Here is a 21,989-nt window from a genome sequence, read left to right on the forward strand (position 1 = left end):
CTCCTTCACAGATGGCGGCGTCGGGTCGAGACGTGCCGTTCGTACAGCTCGCGGGCCTTCACCGCCGACGGTCGGGTCGCGGTCTCGGCCACAGGTACATCCCACCAGGCCTGCGCCGGCGGCGGGCCCGACACAGTGTCGGCCGTTTCGGTCTCGACGTAGACACATGTGGGTGTGTCGGCGGCGCGCGCCTCGGCGAGGGCCGTCCGCAGGTCCGCCACGGTCTTCGCGCGCAGTACGCGCATGCCCAGGCTGGCGGCGTTGGCGGCGAGATCCACGGGCAGCGGCGCCCCCGTGTACGTACCGTCGTCCGACGGGAAGCGGTACGCGGTGCCGAACCGCTCGCCGCCCACCGACTCGGACAGACCGCCGATGGACGCGTACCCGTGGTTCTGGATCAGGAGGACCTTGATCGCGACGCCCTCCTGCACGGCGGTCACGATCTCCGTCGGCATCATCAGATATGTGCCGTCGCCGACCAGCGCCCACACGGGCCGGTCCGGCGCGGCCAGCTTCACACCGATCGCGGCGGGTATCTCGTACCCCATGCAGGAGTAGCCGTACTCCAGGTGGTACTGGTCCCGCGAGCGCGCCCGCCACAGTTTGTGCAGGTCGCCGGGGAGGGAACCGGCCGCGTTGATGATCACGTCCGACTCGTCCACCAGCGCGTCCAGGGCGCCGAGGACCTGCGGCTGCGTCGGGCGTACGTCCGGCTCGTCGGCCTCGTAGCAGGCGTCGACGCGCTGTTCCCAGCGTTCCTTGTCCTCGGTGTACTCGGTGACGTAGAAGGCCGCGACCTCGTACGCATGCAGGTCGAGGGCCGCGGTCAGCTCCTGGAGGCCGCTGCGGGCGTCCGCGATCAGGGGCAGACCGGCGAGCTTGTGGCCGTCGAAGGGCGCGATGTTGAGGTTGAGGAAGCGCACGCCCTCGCCGGTGAAGAGGGTGCCGGAGGCCGTGGTGAAGTCGGTGTACCTGGTCCCCACGCCGATCACCAGGTCGGCGGTGCGGGCGAGTTCGTTCGCGGTCGCCGTGCCGGTGTGGCCGATCCCGCCGACGTCCTGCGGGTGGTCGTGGCGCAGCGAGCCCTTGCCGGCCTGGGTGGAGGCGACCGGGATGCCGGTGGCCCGGGCGAACTCGTCGAGGGCCTCCTCGGCGCGGCTGTGGTGCACGCCGCCGCCGGCTATGACGAGCGGCCTGCGCGCGGACCGGATCGCCCGTACCGCCTCGGCGAGTTCGGCCGGGTCGGCACCCGGACGCCGTACGACCCAGGTGCGCTCGGCGAAGAACTCGTCCGGCCAGTCGAAGGCCTCCGCCTGGACGTCCTGTGGGAGAGCCAGGGTCACGGCGCCGGTCTCGACGGGGTCGGTCAGCACGCGCATGGCGTTCAGGGCCGACGGGATCAGGGCTTCCGGCCGGGTGATGCGGTCGAAGTACCTCGACACCGGGCGCAGGCTGTCGTTGACCGACACATCGCCGGCGTACGGGACTTCGAGCTGCTGGAGCACCGGGTCGGCGGGGCGGGTGGCGAAGACGTCACCGGGGAGGAGCAGCACTGGGAGGTGGTTGATCGTGGCGAGGGCGGCGCCCGTGACGAGGTTGGTGGCGCCCGGGCCGATGGAGGTCGTGACCGCGTGCGTGGACAGGCGGTTCGACTGCCTCGCGTAACCGACCGCCGCGTGCACCATGGCCTGTTCGTTGCGGCCCTGGTGGTACGGCATGTCGTCGGCGTACTCGACGAGCGCCTGGCCGATCCCCGCCACGTTGCCGTGGCCGAAGATGCCCCAGGTGGCGCCGATCAGCCGCTGCCGGACGCCGTCGCGCTCAGTGTACTGGGCCGACAGGAAGCGGACGAGTGCCTGCGCGACCGTGAGCCTCGTCGTTGAGGACGTCATCGGTAACCCTCCGTGTGTTCCGGATGGAAGCAGATCCGCCACTCCCGGGTCCGACCCGGTCCCGCCATGACGTTGAGGTAGTACATGTCGTGACCGGGCTGGGCGATGGACGGGCCGTGCCATCCGTCGGGGACGAGGACGGCGTCGCCGGAGCGGACCTCCGCGAGGACGTCCGATCCGCCCTCACGGGAGGGAGATACGCGCTGATAGCCGAAACCGTTCGGGCCGTCGATCTCGAAGTAGTAGATCTCCTCCAGCTCCGCCTCCACGCCCGGCCGGTGCTCGTCGTGCTTGTGCGGCGGGTACGAGGACCAGTTGCCGCCGGGGGTGACGACCTCGACGGCGATCAGCTTGTCGCAGTCGAAGGCGTCGGCGGAGGCGAAGTTGCGGACGTGCCGCAACCGGTTGCCGCTGCCGCGCTCTTCGACGGGGACCTCCGGCGCGGGGCCGTAGCGGGCGGGGAGTCGTCGCTCGCACTTCGCTCCTGCCAGGGCGAAGCGGCCTCCCGCGCCGGAGGCGATCTGGACCCGGGCGTCACGGGGTGCGTACGCGAAGTCGGAGACCGACGCGAACACGCTGTCCCTGCCCAGGAGTTGGAACTCTTCGTCCGTTGTGCCGTCGGCTGTGCGCACGGTACATCCGCCCTGCAGCGGAAGCACGATCCACTCACTGTCGCCGGTGGTGAAGGTGTGTGTACCACCCGGCTCCAGCTCGACGATCCGCAGACTGCAGTACGCCCAGCCGGCCCGCTTGGGGTCGATGTCGAGCGCGTATTGGGCGTCCGCGGTGGTGCCCCGCGCGACGTACAGCTCCTTGCTGCTCATGCGGTCCTCACAGCAGTCCTACGGCGGTGTCCACGGCGGCGGCCACATCGCCGTCCGCCGGGTACAGCAGCGAACGGCCGACCACCAGGCCGCGCACGGTGGGGAGTTGGAGGGCGCCGCGCCACTTCTCGTATGCGCCGTCCTGATCGTCGCCGACCTCGCCGCCCAGCAGCACGGCCGGCAGCGTGGAGGTCTCCATGACCTCGGCCATGTCGTCCGGGTTCTCGGTGACCGGCAGCTTCAGCCAGGTGTACGCCGATGTGCCGCCCAGGCCCGAGGCGATGGCGATGGACTTGGTGACGGCCTCGGCGGACAGGTCGTTCTTCAGCCGGCCCTCGTCCGTGCGGCGGCTGAGGAACGGCTCGACGAAGACGGGCAGTCCGCGCGCGGCCATGTCGTCGATGGCGCGGGCGGTGGACTCCAGGGTGGTGAGGGAGCCCGGGTCGTCGTAGTCGATGCGCAGGAGCAGCTTGCCGGCGTCGAAGCCGAGGCGCTCGATGTCCTCGGCGCGATGTCCGGTGAAACGGTCGTCGAGCTCGAAGCTGGCGCCCTGGAGGCCGCCGCGGTTCATCGAGCCCATGACGACCTTGCCGTCGAGGGCGCCGAGGAGCAGCAGGTCGTCGAGGATGTCGGCGGTGGCGAGGACGCCGTCGACGCCGGGCCGGGAGAGCGCAAGGCAGAGGCGTTCCAGCAGGTCGGCGCGGTTGGCCATGGCGAACCTGCGCTCGCCGACACCCAGCGCGCCACGGGCCGGGTGGTCGGCGGCGACGATCATCAGCCGGCCGGAGTCGCCGAGGAGCGGCCTGCGGGTACGCCGGGCGGCGGCCTCCGCTATGGCCTCGGGGCGGTGGGCGCGGATGCGGACGAGCTCCGCCACGTCGACGGTCACAGTACGGCCCCTGCGGAGAGGGCGGCCTCGATCTCGGCGGTGGTCGGCATGGCGGACGAGCACTCCAGACGGGAGGCGACGATCGCGCCGGCCGCGTTGGCGTGCCGCATGATCGTCTCCAGGTCCCGGCCCTCCAGCAGACCGTGGCAGAGGGAACCGCCGAACGCGTCGCCTGCGCCGAGGCCGTTGAGGACGTTGACCGGGAGCGGCGGGACCTCGGCGGACTCGCCCTTGCTGTTGACGGCGAGGACGCCCTTGGGGCCCTGCTTGACGACGGCGAGTTCGACGCCCGCGTCCAGCAGTGCCTGGGCGGCGGCCTGCGGTTCACGCACTCCGGTGGCGACCTCCACCTCGTCGAGGTTGCCGACCGCGACGGTGGTGTGGCGCAGGGCCTCCTTGTAGAAGGGGCGGGCGGCGGCGGGCCCGCGGCGGGAGCCGCTGGTGTCACTGCTCCAGAACATGGGGCGCCAGTCGAGGTCGAAGACCGTCGTACCGGCCTTGGCCCGGTGGGCGAGGGCCGCCAGGGTCGCCGTACGGCTGGGCTCCTCGCTCAGACCGGTGCCGGTGACCCAGAAGATACGGGCGTCGCGGATGGCGTCGAGGTCGAGCTCGTGGGCGTCTATCTCCAGGTCGGGGGCCTTGGGCTGCCGGTAGAAGTAGAGCGGGAAGTCGTCCGGCGGGAAGATCTCGCAGAACGTGACCGGGGTGGGTAGACCCTGCACCGGCGTGACCCAGCGGTCGTCGACGCCGAAGCCCTGCAGGGCCTCGTGGAGATAGGCGCCGAAGGGGTCGTCGCCGGTGCGCGTGATCACCGCCGTGCGGCGTCCGAGGCGGGCCGCCGCGACCGCGACGTTCGCCGCCGAGCCGCCGAGGAACTTGCCGAAGCTCGTCACCTGCGGCAGCGGGACACCCGTCTGGAGCGGATACAGGTCCACTCCGATCCGCCCCATGGTGATCAGGTCGTACGCCATCGACTTCCCTTCGTTACGGCTCTCCCCGCGTTTCTAGCCCCGTACGCGGAGCCCTGTCAATGTTTTGTCCAGACATTCGGACGAGACCTTGACAGCGCTTACCGTCGCACCGAAGCTGACCGGCATGACGTCGTTGTCACCCTCTTCTTCCTCACTGTCCCGCATCCGGATCGGGTCGGCTCCCGACTCCTGGGGTGTGTGGTTCCCCGACGACCCGCGGCAGGTCCCCTGGCAGCGCTTCCTCGACGAGGTCGCGCAGTCCGGCTACGAGTGGATCGAGCTGGGACCGTACGGGTACCTGCCGACCGACCCGGCCGTTCTCACCGAGGAGACCTCACGGCGTGGCCTGAAGGTGTCGGCGGGGACCGTGTTCACGGGCCTGCACCACGGCGAGGCGGTGTGGGAGAAGACCTGGGCACACGTCGCGGACAACGCGGTGCTCGCGCAGGCCATGGGCGCGTCCCACCTGGTGGTCATCCCGTCTTTCTGGCGGGACGACAAGACCGGTGAGGTGCTGGAGCCGGACACGCTGACGGCCGAGCAGTGGCGGAACCTGACCTCGCTGACCGAGCGGCTCGGACGGGAGGTGCGGGAGCGTTACGGGCTGCAGATCGTCGTCCATCCGCATGCCGACACGCATATCGACAGCGAGGAGAACGTCGTCCGGTTCCTGGACGGGACGGACTCCGGACTGGTGTCGCTGTGCCTGGACACGGGGCACTACGCGTACTGCGGCGGGGACAGCGTCAAGCTGATCGAGACGTATGGGGAGCGGATCGGGTATCTGCACCTCAAGCAGGTGGACCCGGAGATTCTTGCTGACGTCCGGGCCAACCAGGTGCCGTTCGGGCCCGCGGTGGCGCGGGGCGTGATGTGTGAGCCGCCGGCGGGCGTGCCTGCGTTGGGGCCCGTGCTGGAGGCCGCGCAGAAGCTGGATGTGGATCTGTTCGCGATTGTCGAGCAGGACATGTATCCGTGTGAGCCGGACAAGCCGTTGCCGATTGCTCAGCGAACCCGGGCGTTTCTGCGGTCCTGTGGTGCGTGAGGTCGCCTGATCGTCTGCCGGGTTCCGCGCGCTTGCGGCCACAGGGTCGTCGCGGCTCGTCACACCCACGCGGCGGAGGCCGCAAGTTGACACTGTCCGGCGCACGGTGCTGGGCCGGGCCCGGCGAGGCGGTCCGGCCCACCTCGCCGATGTCAACGGCCCACACCCCTGAGCCCGCCGGTGCGTTTGCAGCGCTCGTGTCACAAACACCCCTTCCCTGTCACGGGTGTCGCAGGTGAGCGAGGCTTGTGTCACACCCGCCCCACAGACCCTGCCCTTCCCTCACGCTCCGTCGTTGACCAGGTACAGATCTGTGATCGCCAGCGCAGCGCCCGGTTCCCCCGACGGCCGTCCCCGGCCGCCCCCGCGGTGCGCGCGGGGAGGTGCTACCCATGACCGACCGAAGGCTCTGGTCGTACAAGGAGATCGCGGCGCACATCAGGGTGCAGCCGGACACCGTGCGGTCCTACCGCAAGCACGGGCTGCTGCCGCCGCCCGACCACGTCGAGGGCGGCAAGCCCTTCTGGTACGCGGACACGGTCCGGGCCTGGGTCGCCTCCCGGCCCGGAAACCGCGGCCGCAGAGACGACGAGACCCCCGACCACCCGTTCTCGTGACCTCCTGACCTCCTGACCTGCCGAAAAGGACCTGTGCCCTATCTGACCAGTGGGGCACAGTCGTCTCATGAGCGACTTCTCCGTGAAACCCGTACTGACCGGCGAGAAGACCGTCCTGCGGCCCTTCACCGCGGCCGACGCAGAGGTGATGCGGGAGATCATCGGGGACCCCGAGGTCATCCGCTTCACCCATGAGCCGTCGACCGAGCTCGGCCCGGAGCGACTGCGGGCCTGGTACGGCTCCCGGGCCACCGTCCTCGACCGGCTCGACCTCGCCGTCACCGACCCGGACAGCGGCGAACTTCTCGGCGAGGTCGTCCTGTACGACTGGGATCCGGCGGCGCGCGGCTGCACGTTCCGGACACTCATCGGGCCGCGGGGGCGTGGCCGCGGCATCGGCACCGAGGCCACCCGGCTCATCGTCGGATACGGCTTCGAGCAACTCGGCCTCCACCGGATCCAGTTGGAGGCCTACGGCCACAACCGGCGCGCCCTGCGCGTCTACGAGAAGGTCGGGTTCGTCGTCGAGGGTGTGCGGCGGGAGGTGCAGCTGCGGGACGGGGAGTGGGCGGACGAGGTGATCATGTCGATCCTCGACCGGGAGTGGGCCGCCCGCTCGTTCAGCTCCACGGCTCGATGACCGTCACCCCCGCTCCCGGCGCCGTCCCCATCGCCGCCAGCGCGTCGGGGGTCGCGTCCAGGGTGATCGTGGACGTGACCAGCAGGTCCGGGCGGAGCACTCCCGCTCTGACCAGCTCCAGCATCGGCGGGTAGGTGTGCGCCGCCATGCCGTGGCTGCCGAGGAGTTCGAGCTCCAGGGCGATCGCTCGGGCCATCGGGACGGGGGTCGTGCCGCTGGGCGACGGGAGCAGGCCCACCTGGACGTGGCGTCCGCGGCGGCGCAGGCCGTTCACCGAGGCGGCGCAGGTGGCGGGTGAGCCGAGGGCGTCGAGGGACAGCTGGGCGCCGCCGCCGGTCAGCTCGCGGATCGCCGCGGCGGTGTCCGGTGTCCGCGTCGCGTCCACACACTCCGTCGCGCCGAACTTCCGCGCCAGGTCCAGGGCCTGAGGCGATACGTCCACCGCGATCACCCGCGCCCCCGATGCCGCCGCGATCATCACCGCGGACAGACCCACACCCCCGCAGCCGTGCACCGCGACCCACTCCCCCGCAGCCACCCGGCCCTGCTGTACGACCGCGCGGAACGCCGTGGCGAACCGGCAGCCCAGCGCTGCTGCTGTGGCGAAGGACAGCTCCTGGGGTACGGCGACGAGGTTCACGTCGGCGTGGTCCAGCGCGACGTACTGCGCGAAGGAGCCCCAGTGGGTGAAGCCCGGCTGGGTCTGGCGTTCGCAGACCTGCTGGTCGCCGGCCGCGCATGCCGGGCAGCTGCCGCAGGCGCAGACGAAGGGGACGGTGACTCGGTCACCTGGGTGCCAGGCGGTCACTCTGTCGCCGACTGCCTCGACGACACCGGCCAGTTCGTGGCCCGGTACATGCGGCAGGGTGATGTCCGGGTCGTGCCCCTGCCAGCCGTGCCAGTCGCTTCGGCACAGGCCGGTGGCCTCGACGCGGACGACCACTCCGTGGTCCGCCGGCTGAGGATCCGGCACCTCTCGTACCTCAGCGGGCTCCTGGTACTGCTCGAACACCACTGCCCGCATGTGCGCTCCCATCACCATTTTCGTCTGCGGGTACATCGTGGCTGGTCGCGCCGTTCCCCGCGCCCCTATCGGGGCGCTCATCCTCACCCTCGGACAGGCCGAACCGTTCGTGGAACCTCCGCAACGGCCCCGGTGCCCACCAAGTCGCCCTGCCCGTCAGTCTCATCACCGCCGGCACCAACAGGCTCCGTACGATCATCGCGTCCATCAGTACCGCCAGGGCGATGCCCAGGCCGAGCATCTTGGTGTTGGTGACCCGGGAGGTGCCGATGGCGACCATCACCACCGCCAGGATCACGGCCGCCGCTGTGATCAGGCCGCCCGTGCGCTGCAGGCCGTGGCGGACCGCCTCGTTGTGGTCGCCCGTTCTGTCGTACTCCTCCTTGATGCGGGAGAGCAGGAAGACGCCGTAGTCCATGGAGAGGCCGAAGGCGACGCAGAACATCAGGACCGGCAGGGTGGTCTCTATGGAGCCGGGGCTGGTGAAGCCGAGCAGGCCGGACAGGTGGCCGTCCTGGAAGACCCAGACCACCGCGCCGAACATGGCGGTCAGGCTGAGCGCGTTGAGCACCACCGCCTGGACCGGTATCAGCACGCTGCCGGTCAGCAGGAAGACCAGGAGCAGGGTGACGATCGCGATGAAGGCGGCCGCCCAGGGCAGGCGCTCGGCTATCGCGTGCTTGGAGTCGACCAGGACGGCCGCCGTGCCGGTCACCTTGGTGTCGAAGGGAGCTTGGGTGGCGCGCAGGTCACCCACCAGGCGTTGGGCCGCGTCGTCCACGGCCTCCCCCTTCGGCAGCACGGTGAAGTACGCCGACTGCCCCTTCACCAGCGGGCCGTCGACCCTCAGCACGCCGGGCAGATCCGCTATCCGGTCCTTGTACGCGGTGTACTGGGCGGGGGTCGAACGGCCCTCGGCGAGCACCTCCAGGCCGCCGCCGGGGCTGCCCGGGAAGCCGTCGCGGATGTGCTGCTGCACCACGTGGGACTCAGCCGTCGACGGGAGCTGACGGTCGTCCGCGGTGCCGAACTTCACGCCCAGGAAGGGCAGTCCGAGGACGATCAGGACCGTGGTGGTCGCCACGGCGAAGAGCGGGGCCCGGCGCATCACGAGGGTCGCCATGCGCGCCCAGGCCGTGCCTTCCTCTCCGGAGGCCTTCGGCGCCCTTCCGCGCCGGAACAGGCGGCGCAGATCCAGGGAGTTGACCCGGTGTCCGAGCAGCACCAGGGCTGCCGGGAGCAGGATCAGCGCGGCCGCGGCGGCCAGCAGGACGACCGCTATGCCGGCGTATGCGAAGGACCGCAGGAAGTACTGCGGGAAGAGCAGCATCGCCGCGAGGGAGACCGCGACCGTGAGGGAGGAGAAGAGGACGGTGCGGCCGGCTGTGCGCAGGGTGGTGCCCACCGCCGTCAACGGGTCGGCGCCTGTGGACAGTTCTTCACGGAAGCGGCGGACGATGAACAGTGCGTAGTCGATGGCCAGGCCGAGGCCCAGGGCCGTGGTGAGGTTCATCGCGAAGACCGAGACGTCGGTGAACTCGGTCAGGCCGCGCAGCACCGCGTTCGTGCCGAGGATCGCGACGATGCCGATGCCCAGCGGCAGCAGGGCGGCGATCGCCGACCCGAAGACCATCACCAGCAGCACGAGCGTCACCGGCAGGGCGATCATCTCGGCACGGGTCAGGTCCTCCTTGATGATCGTCTGCATCTCGTGCCGCACGGCGACGAGGCCGCCGACCTTCACCTGCACCGCGCCGTGTGTGCCGCGGTAGTGGGGCGCGATGCGGTCCAGGGTGTCGCCCATCGCCTTCTCGTCGCCTGTGATGTGCGCGGCGATCAGCGCCTCGTGGCCGTCCTTGGCCCGGAGGGCGGGCGATGCGGACTGCCAGTACGAGCCGACGCCTATGACGCCCTTCTCACCGGCCAGGCGCGCGGTGAGGCGCCGGGCCTGGGCGGCGACGGCGGGATCGTCCACCGAGGAGCGGCCCGCGTCGACGAGCAGCAGCAGGTTGGGCTGGGAGTCCGGGAACTCGCGCTCCAGCGCCTTGGTCGCATACGTCGACTGGGCGGCCGGGTCCTCCCAGCCGCCGCTGCCCAGGCGGTCGGCGACCCCGCTGCCCGCCAGCACGGCGAGCGCGGTGATGACCAGGGCCACCAACAGCGACAGTCGCGGGCGGGCGGTCACGAAGCGGGTCCAGCCCCCGGGGCGCGGTGGTTTGTTGACTTCGGTCATCGTGCGGTGTCCCCTTCACCGTGGAAACCATAAACTGGCAAACACGAGAGAGCGCTCGCGTTTCAACTGGATCCAGAATGCGAGCGACCGCTCGTGTTTGTCAATCGCGTTCGGAGAACTGGGGATAACGCGTGCCCGAGAACTCACAGAAGGAACAGCCGCGCCGCCGCCAGGCACGCGGCGAGCGCCGTATCGCCCAGCTCCTGGCGGCCGCCGCCTCGGTCTTCTGCACCACCGGCTACACGGCCGCCAGCACCAACGCCATCGCCCGCGAGGCCGGCGTCTCGCCGGGCACGCTGTACCAGTTCTTCCCGAACAAGGAAGCGATCGCGATCGAGCTGGGTGACCGGCTGATGCACGAGATGCGGGAGACGTACGGCGAGGCGCTCGCGCCGGTCGACCCGGCGACCCCGCTGGAGGAGGCGGTCGGTGCCGCCGTGGACCGGTTCATCGCCTTCAACTGCGACCACCCGGTGTTCTTCGCGCTGATGCACGGCCCCGACATCCCGGGGCGTATCGCCGAGGAACACGACGCCCTGCACGCGACCCTGGTCTCCCGGATCGAGGCCCTGCTGTCCTCACTGCTGCCGGACGCACCCCCGGCCGACGTCACCCGCACCGCGCATGTCTGCCTCGGCATGTACAAGGCGGGCCTGGAGCTGGTGCTCGCCCACGAGGGCGCCGAGCGCGACGCGTACACCCGGGAGATCAAGAACGTACTGATCCGCTACCTGGAGCCTCTGGTCGGCGACCGGCTGGGCACCCGGGAGGCCCCGGACACCGCCACGACTCGCACCGCCTGAGTGCCGCACCCCTCCTTGGATGGGTACCCCCTAGGGGTATAGTGTGAGAAGTGGAGGGCCTCCCGTGGGTCCCCGCAGCCCCACACGCCTCGACGAGGAGAACGACATGACCGCCCAGACCGACACCCCGGGTACCGTCACCGCCGTCTACAAGGTGAGCGGCATGAGCTGCGGACACTGCGAGGGTTCCGTCTCCAGCGAGATCCTCGAGCTCCCTGGCGTCAGCTCGGTGACGGCCGTCGCCGCGTCCGGTGAGGTCACCGTCGTCTCCGCGGCTCCGCTCGACGAGGCCGCCGTGCGCGCCGCGGTGGACGAGGCGGGCTTCGAGCTCGTCGGCCAGATCTGACAGCAGCCGGGGAACCCGCGATGAGCAGCACCACCACCGAGACACCGGCATCGATACGCACGGCAGCGGACGCCTCCGAGGTCGAGCTGCTCATCGGCGGAATGACCTGCGCCTCCTGCGCGGCCCGCGTCGAGAAGAAGCTCAACCGCATGGACGGCGTCACCGCCACGGTGAACTTCGCGACGGAGAAGGCGAAGGTCACCTACCCGGCGGGCATCCAGGTTGCCGACCTGATCGCCACCGTGGTGAAGACGGGCTACACGGCCGAACAGCCGCCCCCGCCGCAGCCGGAGCCCGCCGGGGAGAGGGCCGCCGAGGACCCGGAACCGGCCTCCTACCGGCAGCGCTTCACCGTCTCCGCCCTGCTCGCACTACCCGTCGTACTGCTGTCGATGATCCCGGCCCTGCAGTTCGACGACTGGCAGTGGCTGGCGCTCACGCTCGCCGCTCCTGTCGTCGTCTGGGGCGGGCTGCCGTTCCACCGCGCCGCCTGGACGAACGCCCGGCACGGCGCCGCCACCATGGACACACTGGTCTCGGTCGGCACCCTGGCCGCGTTCGGCTGGTCGTTGTGGGCGCTGTTCTTCGGCGACGCGGGCATGCCGGGCATGCACGACGAGTTCAGGTTCACCGTCTCGCGCATGGACGGGGCCTCCACGATCTACCTCGAGGTCGCCGCGGGCGTCGTCGCCTTCATCCTGCTCGGCCGCTATCTGGAGGCCCGCTCCAAGCGCCGCGCGGGCGCGGCGCTCAGGGCGCTGCTGGAGCTCGGCGCCAAGGACGTGTCCGTCCTGCGGGACGGCCGCGAAACGCGCATCCCCGTGTCCCAGCTGGCCGTGGGGGATCGCTTCGTCGTACGCCCCGGCGAGAAGATCGCGACCGACGGCACCGTCGTCGAGGGTGCGTCCGCCGTGGACGCCTCGATGCTGACCGGCGAGTCGGTACCGGTGGACGTGGGCGTGGGCGACGCCGTCACCGGGGGCACGGTCGACGCCGGCGGGCGGCTGGTCGTCGAGGCCACCCGGGTCGGCGCCGACACCCAGCTGGCGCGGATGGCGAAGCTGGTGGAGGACGCGCAGAACGGCAAGGCCGAGGTGCAGCGGCTCGCCGACCGGATCTCGGCGGTCTTCGTGCCGGTCGTGATGCTGATCGCCGTCGGCACGTTCGGGACGTGGCTCGGCGTCACGGGCGACACCGTGGCCGCGTTCACCGCGGCCGTCGCGGTCCTGATCATCGCCTGCCCGTGCGCGCTGGGCCTGGCCACCCCCACCGCGCTGCTGGTCGGCACGGGGCGTGGCGCCCAGCTCGGGATCCTGATCAAGGGCCCGGAGGTCCTGGAGTCCACGCGCCGCGTCGACACCGTCGTGCTCGACAAGACCGGAACGGTCACCACCGGCCGGATGGCCCTGCACGAGGTGTACGCCGTCGCCGGCACCGACGCGAAGGAGGTGCTGCGGCTCGCGGGAGCCGTCGAGCACGCCTCCGAGCATCCCGTCGCCCGGGCGATCGCCCTGGGCGCCGAGGAGCGGGCCGGGCGGCTTCCTGCAGTCGAGGAGTTCGAGAACGTGCCCGGGCGGGGCGTACGCGGCCGCGTGGAGGGCCGTGAGGTGGCCGTGGGGCGGCTCTTCGAAGGGCTCCCCGAGGAACTGGCCCGCGCCAAGGCCGAGGCCGAGAGCGACGGACGTACCGCCGTCGTGGTCGGCTGGGACGGGGTGGCACGCGGTGTCGTCGCCGTCGCCGACGCGGTCAAGGAGACCAGCGCCCAGGCGGTGCGCGAGCTGCGCGCCCTGGGGCTCACGCCGGTGCTGCTGACCGGGGACAACCGGGCGGTCGCCGAGGCGGTGGCGCGCGAGGTCGGGATCGAGCAGGTGATCGCGGAGGTCCTGCCCGAGGACAAGGTTGCGGCCGTACGGCGGCTGCAGGCCGAGGGGCGTACGGTCGCCATGGTCGGCGACGGGGTCAACGACGCGGCCGCGCTGGCCACCGCCGATCTGGGCCTGGCGATGGGGACCGGGACGGACGCGGCGATCGAGGCGGGCGATCTGACGCTGGTGCGCGGGGATCTGCGGGTCGCCGCGGACGCGATCCGGCTGTCCCGCAGGACCCTGGCCACGATCAAGGGCAATCTGGTGTGGGCCTTCGGGTACAACGTGGCCGCGCTGCCGCTGGCCGCCGCCGGCCTGCTGAATCCGATGATCGCCGGGGCCGCGATGGCCTTCTCGTCGGTGTTCGTGGTGACGAACAGCCTCCGGCTGCGGACGTTCCGTTGAACCGCGGCAAGGTTACCGGCGGTTAGTCGAAGTCGAGGTGAGAGCACCTCTGGAGTCCGGCGCCAGCCTCACATAAGCTCTTCACAAGGCTCGCGCATCATCCTTACGCTTGGGCACCGATCGCTGGATCGGGGCTCTTGCGTATCTAACGGACAAATGCAAGAGACGCAGATCACAGTGATGTGAACGTAACCATCGAAGGGGTTCGAAGGTCTAAGTTGACGATGTCAGGCAGCGTCTTGGGGGGCGTTTCCTGGCATCTGAGGATGTCTTGGGGGACTTCCTCAGAGTTGCGTTGCCGGGGCCACGTACACCGGGGTGCTTTGAGCGGCCCTCCCGAGCGTGCGTTGTCCCGGCAGACCGCACAACCATGAGTACGGCGAGTTTTGCTCATTCTGCTCAACGCTCGCCGCACTCGACAGCGATTCAGGCGCTGGCTTCACAGACGCCCGGCCGGATCCCGTGGGGGGAATCCGCACCGGGACATGGGAAGGCGCCCTGGACGTCGGCCCGTGGGGGGACCGGCGCCAGGGCGCCTTCTGCTTTTGTCTCAGTTGCCGGGAGCGTGCTTACCCCTCGGCCGGCAGCAGCCGCCCAAGGGGCGCGGGGAACGGCGCCCCCACCGGCAGGTGTCAGCGCTCCTCGACCGGGACGAAGTCCCGCTCCACCACGCCCGTGTAGATCTGGCGCGGGCGGCCGATGCGGGAGCCCGGCTCCTTGATCATCTCGTGCCACTGGGCGATCCAGCCCGGAAGGCGGCCGAGGGCGAACAGGACCGTGAACATCTCGGTCGGGAAGCCCATGGCGCGGTAGATCAGGCCCGTGTAGAAGTCCACGTTCGGGTAGAGGTTGCGCTGGATGAAGTAGTCGTCCGAGAGCGCGTGCTCCTCCAGCTTGAGCGCGATGTCCAGCAGCTCGTCGGACTTGCCGAGGGCCGAGAGGACGTCGTGCGCCGCCGCCTTGATGATCTTCGCGCGCGGGTCGAAGGACTTGTACACCCGGTGGCCGAAGCCCATCAGGCGGACGCCGTCCTCCTTGTTCTTCACCTTGCGGATGAAGGAGTCGACGTCGCCGCCGCCCGCCTGGATGCCCTCGAGCATCTCCAGGACGGACTGGTTGGCGCCGCCGTGCAGCGGGCCCCACAGGGCGTTGATGCCGGCCGAGATCGACGCGAACATGTTCGCCTGCGAGGAGCCGACCAGGCGGACCGTGGACGTCGAACAGTTCTGCTCGTGGTCCGCGTGCAGGATCAGCAGCTTGTCGAGGGCGGCGACGACGACCGGGTCGAGGTCGTACTCCTGCGCCGGGACCGAGAAGGTCATGCGCAGGAAGTTCTCGACGTAGCCGAGGTCGTTGCGCGGGTAGACGAAGGGGTGGCCGATCGACTTCTTGTACGCGTACGCCGCGATCGTCGGAAGCTTGGCGAGCAGGCGGATCGTCGAGAGGTTGCGCTGCTTCTCGTCGAACGGGTTGTGGCTGTCCTGGTAGAACGTGGACAGCGCCGAGACGACCGAGGACAGCATGGCCATCGGGTGGGCGTCGCGCGGGAAGCCCTTGTAGAAGTTCTTGACGTCCTCGTGCAGCAGGGTGTGCTGCGTGATGTCGTTCTTGAACACGGAGAGCTCGTCGACGGTCGGGAGCTCACCGTTGATCAGCAGGTAGGCGACCTCCAGGAAGGTGGAGCGCTCCGCCAGCTGCTCGATCGGGTAGCCGCGGTACCGGAGGATGCCCGCCTCGCCGTCGAGGTAGGTGATGGCGGATTTATAGGCGGCGGTGTTCCCGTAACCGCTGTCCAGCGTCACCAGACCGGTATGGGCGCGGAGCTTCCCGATGTCGAAGCCCTTGTCGCCGACGGTGCTGTCGATCACCGGGTAGGTGTACTCGCCGTCGCCGTACCGCAGTACTACAGAGTTGTCGCTCACGTCTTCCCTCACCGACGTAGTGCCTCATCTTCGAGGTTGCCCTGACTGTCTCTACCATCCCCCAATTGGCTCAGGAGAGTGCACTCGGGGTCGACCATCGGGCCTATTGACGGCACTGAGTGCCGTCAACTTGCTCATCCTGCCCCCTTGATTCCCCATCCGGAAGTGCTATGTGACCTTCACGACTCATTTGATCGATCATTTTTCGTGATGCCTGTCTCAAACCCGACTCGGCGGGGCCGCACGGGGGTCGAGGGAGCCCTCACAGGGGTCTCGGGGAGAGCCGGAAGTCGAGTGCCGTGCAGCGTCGCCCGGCCGACACCGTGCGCACCGCCTGGCCGATCGCCTTGCGCGAACCGACCAGCACGACCAGCTTCTTGGCCCGGGTCACCGCGGTGTACAGCAGGTTGCGCTGCAGCATCATCCAGGCTCCGGTGGTGACCGGGATCACCACGGCGGGATATTCACTCCCCTGGGAGCGGTGAATGGTGACGGCGTACGCGTGGGCCAGCTCGTCCAGTTCGTCGAACTCGTACGCGACCTCCTCGTCCTCGTCCGTCAGTACCGTCAGGCGCTGGTCGACCGGGTCGAGCGAGGTGACCACGCCGACGGTGCCGTTGAAGACACCGTTCTTGCCCTTCTCGTAATTGTTGCGAATCTGGGTGACCTTGTCGCCGACCCGGAAGACCCGGCCGCCGAACCGCTTCTCCGGCACATCGGGGCGGCCCGGGGTGATGGCCTGCTGGAGCAGACCGTTGAGCGTGCCGGCGCCGGCCGGGCCGCGGTGCATGGGCGCGAGGACCTGCACGTCCCGGCGCGGGTCGAGCCCGAACTTGGCCGGAATCCGACGGGCGGCCACATCCACCGTGAGCCGCCCCGCCTCCTCCGTGTCGTCCTCGACGAAGAGGAAGAAGTCCTTCATGCCCTCGGTGACCGGGTGGTGCCCGGAGTTGATCCGGTGCGCGTTCGTCACGACGCCCGACTGCTGGGCCTGGCGGAACACGCGCGTGAGGCGCACGGCGGGGATCGGGCTGCCGTCGGTGAGCAGGTCCCGCAGCACCTCGCCGGCGCCCACGCTGGGCAGCTGGTCGACATCCCCCACGAAGAGGAGGTGGGCGCCCGGCGGGACCGCCTTCACCAGTTTGTTGGCGAGGAGCAGGTCCAGCATGGAGGCCTCGTCGACGACCACCAGGTCCGCGTCGAGCGGGCGGTCCTTGTCGTACGCGGCGTCGCCGCCGGGCTTCAGCTCCAGCAGACGGTGGACGGTGGAGGCCTCGGCCCCGGTGAGCTCGGCCAGGCGTTTGGCGGCGCGGCCCGTGGGGGCGGCCAGGACCACCCTCGCCTTCTTGGCGCGGGCCAGCTCCACGATCGAGCGGACCGTGAAGGACTTGCCGCAGCCGGGGCCGCCGGTCAGCACGGCGACCTTCTTGGTCAGCGCCAGCTTGACGGCGGCCTCCTGCTCGGGGGCGAGATCGGCGCCCGTACGGTCCTTCAGCCAGGCCAGCGCCTTGTCCCAGGCCACGTCGTGGAAGCCGGGCATCCGGTCCTCATCGGTGCGCAGCAGGCGCAACAGCTGGGCGGAGAGGGAGAGTTCGGCGCGGTGGAAGGGGACGAGGTACACGGCCGTCACCGGGTCGCCGCCGTCCGGTCCTGGCACCTTCTCCCGTACGACCCCGGGGTCCTCGCCGTCCTCGGGCGGCTGGGCGAGCTCCGCGAGGCACTCGATGACCAGGCCCGTGTCGACCTGCAGCAGCTTCACCGCGTCGGCGATCAACTGCTCCTCGGGGAGGTAGCAGTTGCCCTGGTCGGTGGCCTGTGACAGTGCGTACTGCAGGCCTGCCTTCACGCGCTCCGGGCTGTCGTGCGGGATGCCGACGGACTGGGCGATCTTGTCCGCGGTGAGGAAGCCGATGCCCCAGACGTCGGCCGCGAGGCGGTACGGCTGGTTCTTGACGACGGAGATCGAGGCGTCGCCGTACTTCTTGTAGATGCGCACGGCGATGGAGGTGGACACCTCGACGGTCTGGAGGAAGAGCATGACCTCCTTGATCGCCTTCTGCTCCTCCCAGGCTTCGGCGATCTTCTTGGTGCGCTTGGGGCCGAGGCCGGGGACCTCGATGAGCCGCTTGGGCTCCTCCTCGATGATCTGCAGGGTGTCCAGGCCGAAGTGCTGGGTGATGCGGTCGGCGAAGACGGGGCCGATGCCCTTGACCAGCCCCGAGCCGAGGTAGCGGCGGATGCCCTGGACGGTGGCCGGGAGCACCGTCGTGTAGTTCTCCACCGTGAACTGCTTGCCGTACTGCGGGTGGGAGCCCCAACGGCCTTCCATGCGCAGGGATTCGCCGACCTGGGCGCCGAGCAGGGCGCCGACGACCGTGAGCAGGTCACCGCCGCCCCGGCCGGTGTCCACACGGGCGACCGTGTAGCCGTTCTCCTCGTTGGCATACGTGATCCGCTCGAGGACGCCCTCGAGTTCGGCCAGTCGCCGCTCGTCCGTCGGGTTCCCCGCTTCTTTTGCCATGGTCCGACGGTATCGGTGAGGTGTGACAGCGGCGGGGCCGCCGGTCGTCGCCTGGTAACCCGCCGACTGGGACCGCACCAAGGGCCTCGACGTTTCTCAGCGCTTCGACGGCACCCCGGACGATCTGAGCGCGGTCAAAGCGGTCACTCTGTATGCATCTGTGACCCAGCAGCCGACGGAACTCGGCAGAATCGCGGTACAGAACGCACTGAAGGTCGCCGAGGGGAAGAAGGTCACGAAGTCCGTGATGGTGCCGGTGAAGGTGGTCACGAAGGGGAACGTGGCCGGGTTCAGAGGCTGGCGAGGCGGCTGACAAGGGGAATTGGGTGTCATCTCTCAGGGGAGTCATTTGATGTACGACTACGACCTGCTGGTCGTGGGATCCGCCAACGCCGACCTGGTGATCGGCGTCGAGCGGCGGCCGGGCGCCGGCGAGACGGTGCTCGGCTCCGACCTGGCCGTCCACCCGGGCGGCAAGGGCGCGAACCAGGCCGTCGCCGCCGCCCGCCTCGGGGCCCGTACGGTCCTGCTGGCCAGGGTCGGCGACGACGCGTACGGCAGGCTGCTCCTCGACTCGCAGCGGGCGGCCGGCGTCGACACCGTGGGGGTGCTGGTGAGCGGGGCGCCGACCGGCGTCGCGCTCATCACCGTCGACCCCTCCGGGGACAACAGCATCGTGGTGTCGCCGGGCGCGAACGGCCGGCTGACCCCGCAGGACGTCCGGACCGCCGCAAGCCTGTTCCTGGCCTCACGTGTGGTCTCGACACAACTGGAGATCCCGCTGGAGTCCGTCGTGGAGGTCGTACGGAACCTGGCGCCGGACAACCGCTTCGTACTGAACCCGTCGCCGCCGCGGCCGCTGCCGCCCGAGGTGCTGGCGGCCTGCGACCCGCTGATCGTCAACGAGCACGAGGCGAAGGTGGTCCTCGGTGACGCCTACGTCTCCGACCGCCCGGAGGACTGGGCGCGCCTGCTGCTCGCCAAGGGCCCGCACTCGGTCGTGGTCACCCTGGGCGCGGAGGGCGCGCTGGTGGCTTCGTCGGCCGGGGTGACGCGGGTGCCTTCGGTGAAGGTGGACGCGGTGGACACGACGGGTGCGGGCGACGCGTTCACGGCGGCGCTGGCGTATCGGCTCGGGTCGGGGGCGTCCCTTGTGGAGGCCGCGGCGTACGCGGCCCGGGTCGGCGCGGCCGTCGTCACCAAGGAGGGCGCGCAGGTGTCCTTCCCGACGGCCGAGGAGGTCGACGCCCTGTGAAGGAGGCGGGACTCCTGAACCGTCATCTCTCCGGCGCCCTGGCGGAGCTGGGCCACGGGGACGCGGGGTGCCGGTGTGCGACGCGGGCATGCCGACACCGCAGGGCTCGCGGGTGGTGAACCCGGCCTTCCGCGCCGGGGTGCCGTCCTTCGCGGAGGTGGCGGACGGTCTGCCGGCCGAGCTGCGCTCCGCGAACGGAAAGTTCACCGTCGACGAAAGCGGCGTGGCCGCCGCCGGCCCGTAGAGAAACGGTGTCTCACGAATTCGAGGGGGCCCAGTCAGTCGACCGGGCCCCCTCGGCTTTTCCCCTCCGCCATCAGAACCCCCGCGATCCCCCCAGATCCCCCTCCGAGAAGTCCTGACGCCAAGTACGACCCGCGGGGTGCGGGAAGGGTTGCACGGCGTCTTCGGATTTTTTTCGGACGGCCGGGGTCCGGCCTGTCGGCGGGGGTGGTCCCGCTGGTCGGCGGAGTGATCGCCTCAGGGAGTCGCGCTGGGATGGAGGTGCGGTTCACCACCGCGTGCCGGGCTCCGGCCGGCATCGACCAGCTGACCGTACACAGGAGACTCGAATGAGATACCGGAAGACTCTGCCCTGGCTTGCTGCCGTGGCCTGCGCCGCGACCGCCTGCAGCGGCGCGTCCGGCACCGCCCCGGCCTCTCCCTCGACGACATCCGCCGCTGCCCGCTCGTCCCATGCCTCCGAGGAGCGGAACAAGGCGCTCGTTCTGCGCCTGTACTCGGAGGCGTTCCATCAGAACAAGACCGCCGTGGTGAAGGAACTCGTCGGCGCCGGCTATGTGCAGCACGACAAGTCCTTGCCGGGCGGAGCCGACGGGCAGATCAAGGAGTTCGAGAACCTCGAGGCGAAGATTCCCGGTGTCGTGGCGACCGTCAAGCACGTGGCCGCTGACGGTGACCTGGTGGCCGTGCACTGGCAGGCGTCGGCCACCCCGGCGAACGAGGCGACCGGCCAGGCCAGGGCCGATCTGTACCGGGTCGCCAACGGCAAGCTGGTCGAGCACTGGGGCATCGCGCAGACGGTCCCGGCGAAGACGGCCAGCGGGAACTCCTTGTTCAGCGACGTGTACCGGTACCCGAAGGGTGCACCGGCCCTGACCGAAGCGCAGGAGGAGAAGAACCGGAAGTTCGCGGTCGAGGCCTACCGCAAGCTCTCCGACGGTGACGTGAACGTACTCGGCACGGGTTGGGATCCGCGGTACTACCAGCACAACCCGGCGATCGCGAACGGAACGGATGCGCTGAAGCAACTGCTGCAGCAGGGCGCGCGGAGCTCCCCCTCTGCCAGCAGCGCTGCCCAGGGAAGCACCCGGTTCGGCAACACCCTTGCCGACCGGGACCTGGTGTGGGTTTTCAGCTCCGACTACTCCGTCGCGGACATCTTCCGGGTGGTCGACGGGAAGATCATCGAGCACTGGGACATCGCCGCCGACGGGCAGTAGCCCGGCCGTGTGCTAACCCGCCCGCCACAGCACGGGTTTCACGCTCTTGCCCTCCCCCTCGAACGACACCATCGCCGGGCGGTCGCCCTTGGGCAGCAGATGGATGGTGCAGAGGGTCAGCGTGGAGTCCGGTTTCAGACGGGTGTTCGGGATTTTGCCGCGGCACTGGTCGATGCCGTCTCCGGCCCCGGAGAAGGACAGGTCGAGCAGGGCGAGCGGTCGCGCCTCGTGGCCCCCGGCGCTGCGGACGCCCACCTTGTCGCCCATGACCGGGAGAAGCGTCTGTTCGCCGGCATTGCGATAAGTGATCGTCACGAACCACGGCACGGTGTTCTTCGAGGTGTCACCCAGGTCGTAGCCGCGCAGGTCGGCGAGGCTTCCGGCGCGCACGCTGCGCGGAGTGGCGCGGATCGGGACGGCGATGCCCTCGGTGGTGTCGTCGTCCCAGGACGTCTCGGCGGTGGTGCCCGCCGGCAGCAGTCCGTCGCCGTCCCCCTTTCCGTCACCGACCTTCCACAGGAGGGTGCCGCCGTTGTCGTCGGAGTAGGCGACGGTTGCGGGCTCATGTCCGCCGGGGAGCATGACCAGTTGGCACACCGTGACGGTGGCGTGCGGGGCGACCGAGGCCGGGCCGGCCTTGTCGCAGCCGTCCGGGATGCTCGAACTCGACCGAGTGGCAAGGGTGTTCATGTTCCACAGCGCGACCGCCTTGCCCGGGGTGCCGTCGGCCAGGGTGACCGTGAAGTCGTCCTGGGGGCCGAGCCGGGTCAGCTGCTTTGCGCCGGTGTTGGTGTAGCGGACGGTCAGGTCGTACGGGATCATGCCCCTCAGGTCGCCGTCGAGCCGCACCCCGTCCAGGTCGGCCGCCGTGCCGCGCGCGAGCCGCTCGGGCGCGAGCGTCAGCCGGTGCGTGGCGTTTCCGCTGGTCCAGGTCGTCTTCCGGACGGTTGAATCGACGTGCAGCATCACAGGCTTGCCGGCGCCCTTGTGGGAGTCGGCTCCCGGACCGGTGTCGGGTCGTGAGGCGGAGCCGCCCGCCCCGCACGCCGTCAGCACCAGGGCCAGCATCGCTGCCCCGGCGACTTCGGCCGCCGTTCCCCGTGTCCGCACCAGCACCCCCGTGCCACGCCGTTTCTGCCCTGCTCGCAATGTGATCACCTTATGGGGCGGGACCGGGCCCGCCTGCGTCGGGCAGCCTTGCCATCGGGTTGCCGTATGGGGGTTCCGTGCAGTCTTCGGGCGGGGCTGGTACGTCCACCGGCTCCGTCTCCACC

At 70.1% G+C, this 21,989-nt stretch carries 17 protein-coding genes and 2 pseudogenes; 10 read left to right on the plus strand and 9 right to left on the minus strand.

The window, feature by feature from the left end; translation table 11 throughout:
- Positions 1-5: 5 nt before the first annotated feature.
- From iolD to iolC, 4 genes are read right to left on the minus strand one after another with little or no spacing between them, the layout of a single operon-like run.
- Entirely contained in the window at positions 6-1,892 is a 1,887-nt protein-coding gene (iolD, locus tag ACFY1U_RS37920) for a 3D-(3,5/4)-trihydroxycyclohexane-1,2-dione acylhydrolase (decyclizing) (RefSeq protein WP_390698592.1), read from the minus strand.
- Positions 1,889-2,716, minus strand: a complete 828-nt coding sequence (gene iolB, locus ACFY1U_RS37925) for a 5-deoxy-glucuronate isomerase (protein WP_390698593.1) — start codon at positions 2,714-2,716, stop codon at positions 1,889-1,891. The genes iolD and iolB overlap by 4 nt, the downstream gene beginning before the upstream one ends.
- Positions 2,717-2,723: 7 nt before the next feature.
- Positions 2,724-3,605: a deoxyribose-phosphate aldolase gene (locus ACFY1U_RS37930; RefSeq protein ID WP_390698594.1), complete on the minus strand. Its 882-nt coding sequence runs from the start codon at positions 3,603-3,605 to the stop codon at positions 2,724-2,726.
- Positions 3,602-4,576, minus strand: a complete 975-nt coding sequence (gene iolC, locus ACFY1U_RS37935) for a 5-dehydro-2-deoxygluconokinase (protein WP_390698595.1) — start codon at positions 4,574-4,576, stop codon at positions 3,602-3,604. The genes ACFY1U_RS37930 and iolC overlap by 4 nt, the downstream gene beginning before the upstream one ends.
- Before the next feature lie 124 nt (positions 4,577-4,700).
- Here iolC and ACFY1U_RS37940 point away from each other — a divergent pair, with 124 nt between their 5' ends.
- The 3 genes from ACFY1U_RS37940 (at position 4,701) to ACFY1U_RS37950 (ending at position 6,878) form a co-directional block, all read left to right on the plus strand.
- Complete coding sequence (locus tag ACFY1U_RS37940) at positions 4,701-5,621, plus strand: sugar phosphate isomerase/epimerase family protein (protein WP_390698596.1); 921 nt, start codon at positions 4,701-4,703, stop codon at positions 5,619-5,621.
- A 392-nt stretch (positions 5,622-6,013) separates the two neighbouring features.
- On the plus strand, positions 6,014-6,238 hold the full coding sequence (locus ACFY1U_RS37945; protein WP_390698597.1) for a helix-turn-helix transcriptional regulator: 225 nt from the start codon (positions 6,014-6,016) through the stop codon (positions 6,236-6,238).
- A gap of 67 nt (positions 6,239-6,305) precedes the next feature.
- Complete coding sequence (locus ACFY1U_RS37950) at positions 6,306-6,878, plus strand: GNAT family N-acetyltransferase (protein ID WP_390698598.1); 573 nt, start codon at positions 6,306-6,308, stop codon at positions 6,876-6,878.
- Here ACFY1U_RS37950 and ACFY1U_RS37955 read toward each other — a convergent pair.
- Positions 6,859-7,902 (minus strand): zinc-dependent alcohol dehydrogenase family protein, encoded by a 1,044-nt coding sequence (locus ACFY1U_RS37955; RefSeq protein WP_390698599.1) that lies wholly within the window; start codon positions 7,900-7,902, stop codon positions 6,859-6,861. The genes ACFY1U_RS37950 and ACFY1U_RS37955 overlap by 20 nt on opposite strands.
- On the minus strand, positions 7,862-10,135 hold the full coding sequence (locus ACFY1U_RS37960) for an MMPL family transporter (protein WP_390698600.1): 2,274 nt from the start codon (positions 10,133-10,135) through the stop codon (positions 7,862-7,864). The genes ACFY1U_RS37955 and ACFY1U_RS37960 overlap by 41 nt, the downstream gene beginning before the upstream one ends.
- 131 nt (positions 10,136-10,266) lie before the next feature.
- Here ACFY1U_RS37960 and ACFY1U_RS37965 point away from each other — a divergent pair, with 131 nt between their 5' ends.
- The 3 genes from ACFY1U_RS37965 (at position 10,267) to ACFY1U_RS37975 (ending at position 13,554) form a co-directional block, all read left to right on the plus strand.
- On the plus strand, positions 10,267-10,938 hold the full coding sequence (locus ACFY1U_RS37965; RefSeq protein ID WP_390698601.1) for a TetR/AcrR family transcriptional regulator: 672 nt from the start codon (positions 10,267-10,269) through the stop codon (positions 10,936-10,938).
- 106 nt (positions 10,939-11,044) lie between these two features.
- On the plus strand, positions 11,045-11,284 hold the full coding sequence (locus ACFY1U_RS37970) for a heavy-metal-associated domain-containing protein (RefSeq protein ID WP_390698602.1): 240 nt from the start codon (positions 11,045-11,047) through the stop codon (positions 11,282-11,284).
- Positions 11,285-11,304: 20 nt separating this feature from the next.
- On the plus strand, positions 11,305-13,554 hold the full coding sequence (locus tag ACFY1U_RS37975) for a heavy metal translocating P-type ATPase (protein WP_390698603.1): 2,250 nt from the start codon (positions 11,305-11,307) through the stop codon (positions 13,552-13,554).
- Positions 13,555-14,186: 632 nt separating this feature from the next.
- Here the strand turns inward: ACFY1U_RS37975 and ACFY1U_RS37980 are convergent.
- Positions 14,187-15,476 (minus strand): citrate synthase, encoded by a 1,290-nt coding sequence (locus tag ACFY1U_RS37980; RefSeq protein WP_390698604.1) that lies wholly within the window; start codon positions 15,474-15,476, stop codon positions 14,187-14,189.
- 262 nt (positions 15,477-15,738) lie between these two features.
- The gene (locus ACFY1U_RS37985; protein WP_390698605.1) at positions 15,739-17,997 is read right to left on the minus strand and encodes an ATP-dependent RecD-like DNA helicase; all 2,259 of its coding nucleotides are present in this window, start codon (positions 17,995-17,997) and stop codon (positions 15,739-15,741) included.
- A gap of 58 nt (positions 17,998-18,055) precedes the next feature.
- Here ACFY1U_RS37985 and ACFY1U_RS37990 point away from each other — a divergent pair.
- From ACFY1U_RS37990 to ACFY1U_RS38005, 4 genes and pseudogenes are all read left to right on the plus strand, one after another.
- A pseudogene (locus tag ACFY1U_RS37990) lies at positions 18,056-18,310 on the plus strand (transporter); the annotation flags it as partial.
- 39 nt (positions 18,311-18,349) lie between these two features.
- Positions 18,350-19,252, plus strand: coding sequence for a ribokinase (locus ACFY1U_RS37995; protein WP_390698606.1), 903 nt, complete (start codon positions 18,350-18,352; stop codon positions 19,250-19,252).
- A pseudogene (locus ACFY1U_RS38000) lies at positions 19,249-19,436 on the plus strand (RbsD/FucU domain-containing protein); the annotation flags it as partial. The gene ACFY1U_RS37995 and the pseudogene ACFY1U_RS38000, both read left to right, overlap by 4 nt.
- Positions 19,437-19,824: 388 nt before the next feature.
- Positions 19,825-20,715: an ester cyclase gene (locus ACFY1U_RS38005; protein ID WP_390698607.1), complete on the plus strand. Its 891-nt coding sequence runs from the start codon at positions 19,825-19,827 to the stop codon at positions 20,713-20,715.
- A gap of 12 nt (positions 20,716-20,727) precedes the next feature.
- On the opposite strand, the gene ACFY1U_RS38010 is transcribed toward ACFY1U_RS38005, so the two are convergent.
- The gene (locus ACFY1U_RS38010; protein ID WP_390698608.1) at positions 20,728-21,825 is read right to left on the minus strand and encodes a hypothetical protein; all 1,098 of its coding nucleotides are present in this window, start codon (positions 21,823-21,825) and stop codon (positions 20,728-20,730) included.
- Between the last annotated feature and the right edge of the window lie 164 nt (positions 21,826-21,989).

It is taken from the genome of Streptomyces sp. NPDC001351 (assembly GCF_042896045.1).
Taxonomy (GTDB): Bacteria; Actinomycetota; Actinomycetes; order Streptomycetales; family Streptomycetaceae; genus Streptomyces.

Bases quoted from the DNA above. Each gene is read 5' to 3' on its own strand.
- ACFY1U_RS37950 (WP_390698598.1), top strand. From the start codon at position 6,306: ATGAGCGACTTCTCCGTGAAACCCGTACTGACCGGCGAGAAGACCGTC.
- ACFY1U_RS37945 (WP_390698597.1), top strand. From the start codon at position 6,014: ATGACCGACCGAAGGCTCTGGTCGTACAAGGAGATCGCGGCGCACATC.
- ACFY1U_RS37975 (WP_390698603.1), top strand. From the start codon at position 11,305: ATGAGCAGCACCACCACCGAGACACCGGCATCGATACGCACGGCAGCG.
- ACFY1U_RS37955 (WP_390698599.1), bottom strand. From the start codon at position 7,902: ATGCGGGCAGTGGTGTTCGAGCAGTACCAGGAGCCCGCTGAGGTACGA.
- ACFY1U_RS37985 (WP_390698605.1), bottom strand. From the start codon at position 17,997: ATGGCAAAAGAAGCGGGGAACCCGACGGACGAGCGGCGACTGGCCGAA.
- iolC (WP_390698595.1), bottom strand. From the start codon at position 4,576: ATGGCGTACGACCTGATCACCATGGGGCGGATCGGAGTGGACCTGTAT.
- iolD (WP_390698592.1), bottom strand. From the start codon at position 1,892: ATGACGTCCTCAACGACGAGGCTCACGGTCGCGCAGGCACTCGTCCGC.
- ACFY1U_RS37940 (WP_390698596.1), top strand. From the start codon at position 4,701: ATGACGTCGTTGTCACCCTCTTCTTCCTCACTGTCCCGCATCCGGATC.
- ACFY1U_RS37960 (WP_390698600.1), bottom strand. From the start codon at position 10,135: ATGACCGAAGTCAACAAACCACCGCGCCCCGGGGGCTGGACCCGCTTC.
- ACFY1U_RS37995 (WP_390698606.1), top strand. From the start codon at position 18,350: ATGTACGACTACGACCTGCTGGTCGTGGGATCCGCCAACGCCGACCTG.
- iolB (WP_390698593.1), bottom strand. From the start codon at position 2,716: ATGAGCAGCAAGGAGCTGTACGTCGCGCGGGGCACCACCGCGGACGCC.
- ACFY1U_RS37970 (WP_390698602.1), top strand. From the start codon at position 11,045: ATGACCGCCCAGACCGACACCCCGGGTACCGTCACCGCCGTCTACAAG.
- ACFY1U_RS38005 (WP_390698607.1), top strand. From the start codon at position 19,825: ATGAGATACCGGAAGACTCTGCCCTGGCTTGCTGCCGTGGCCTGCGCC.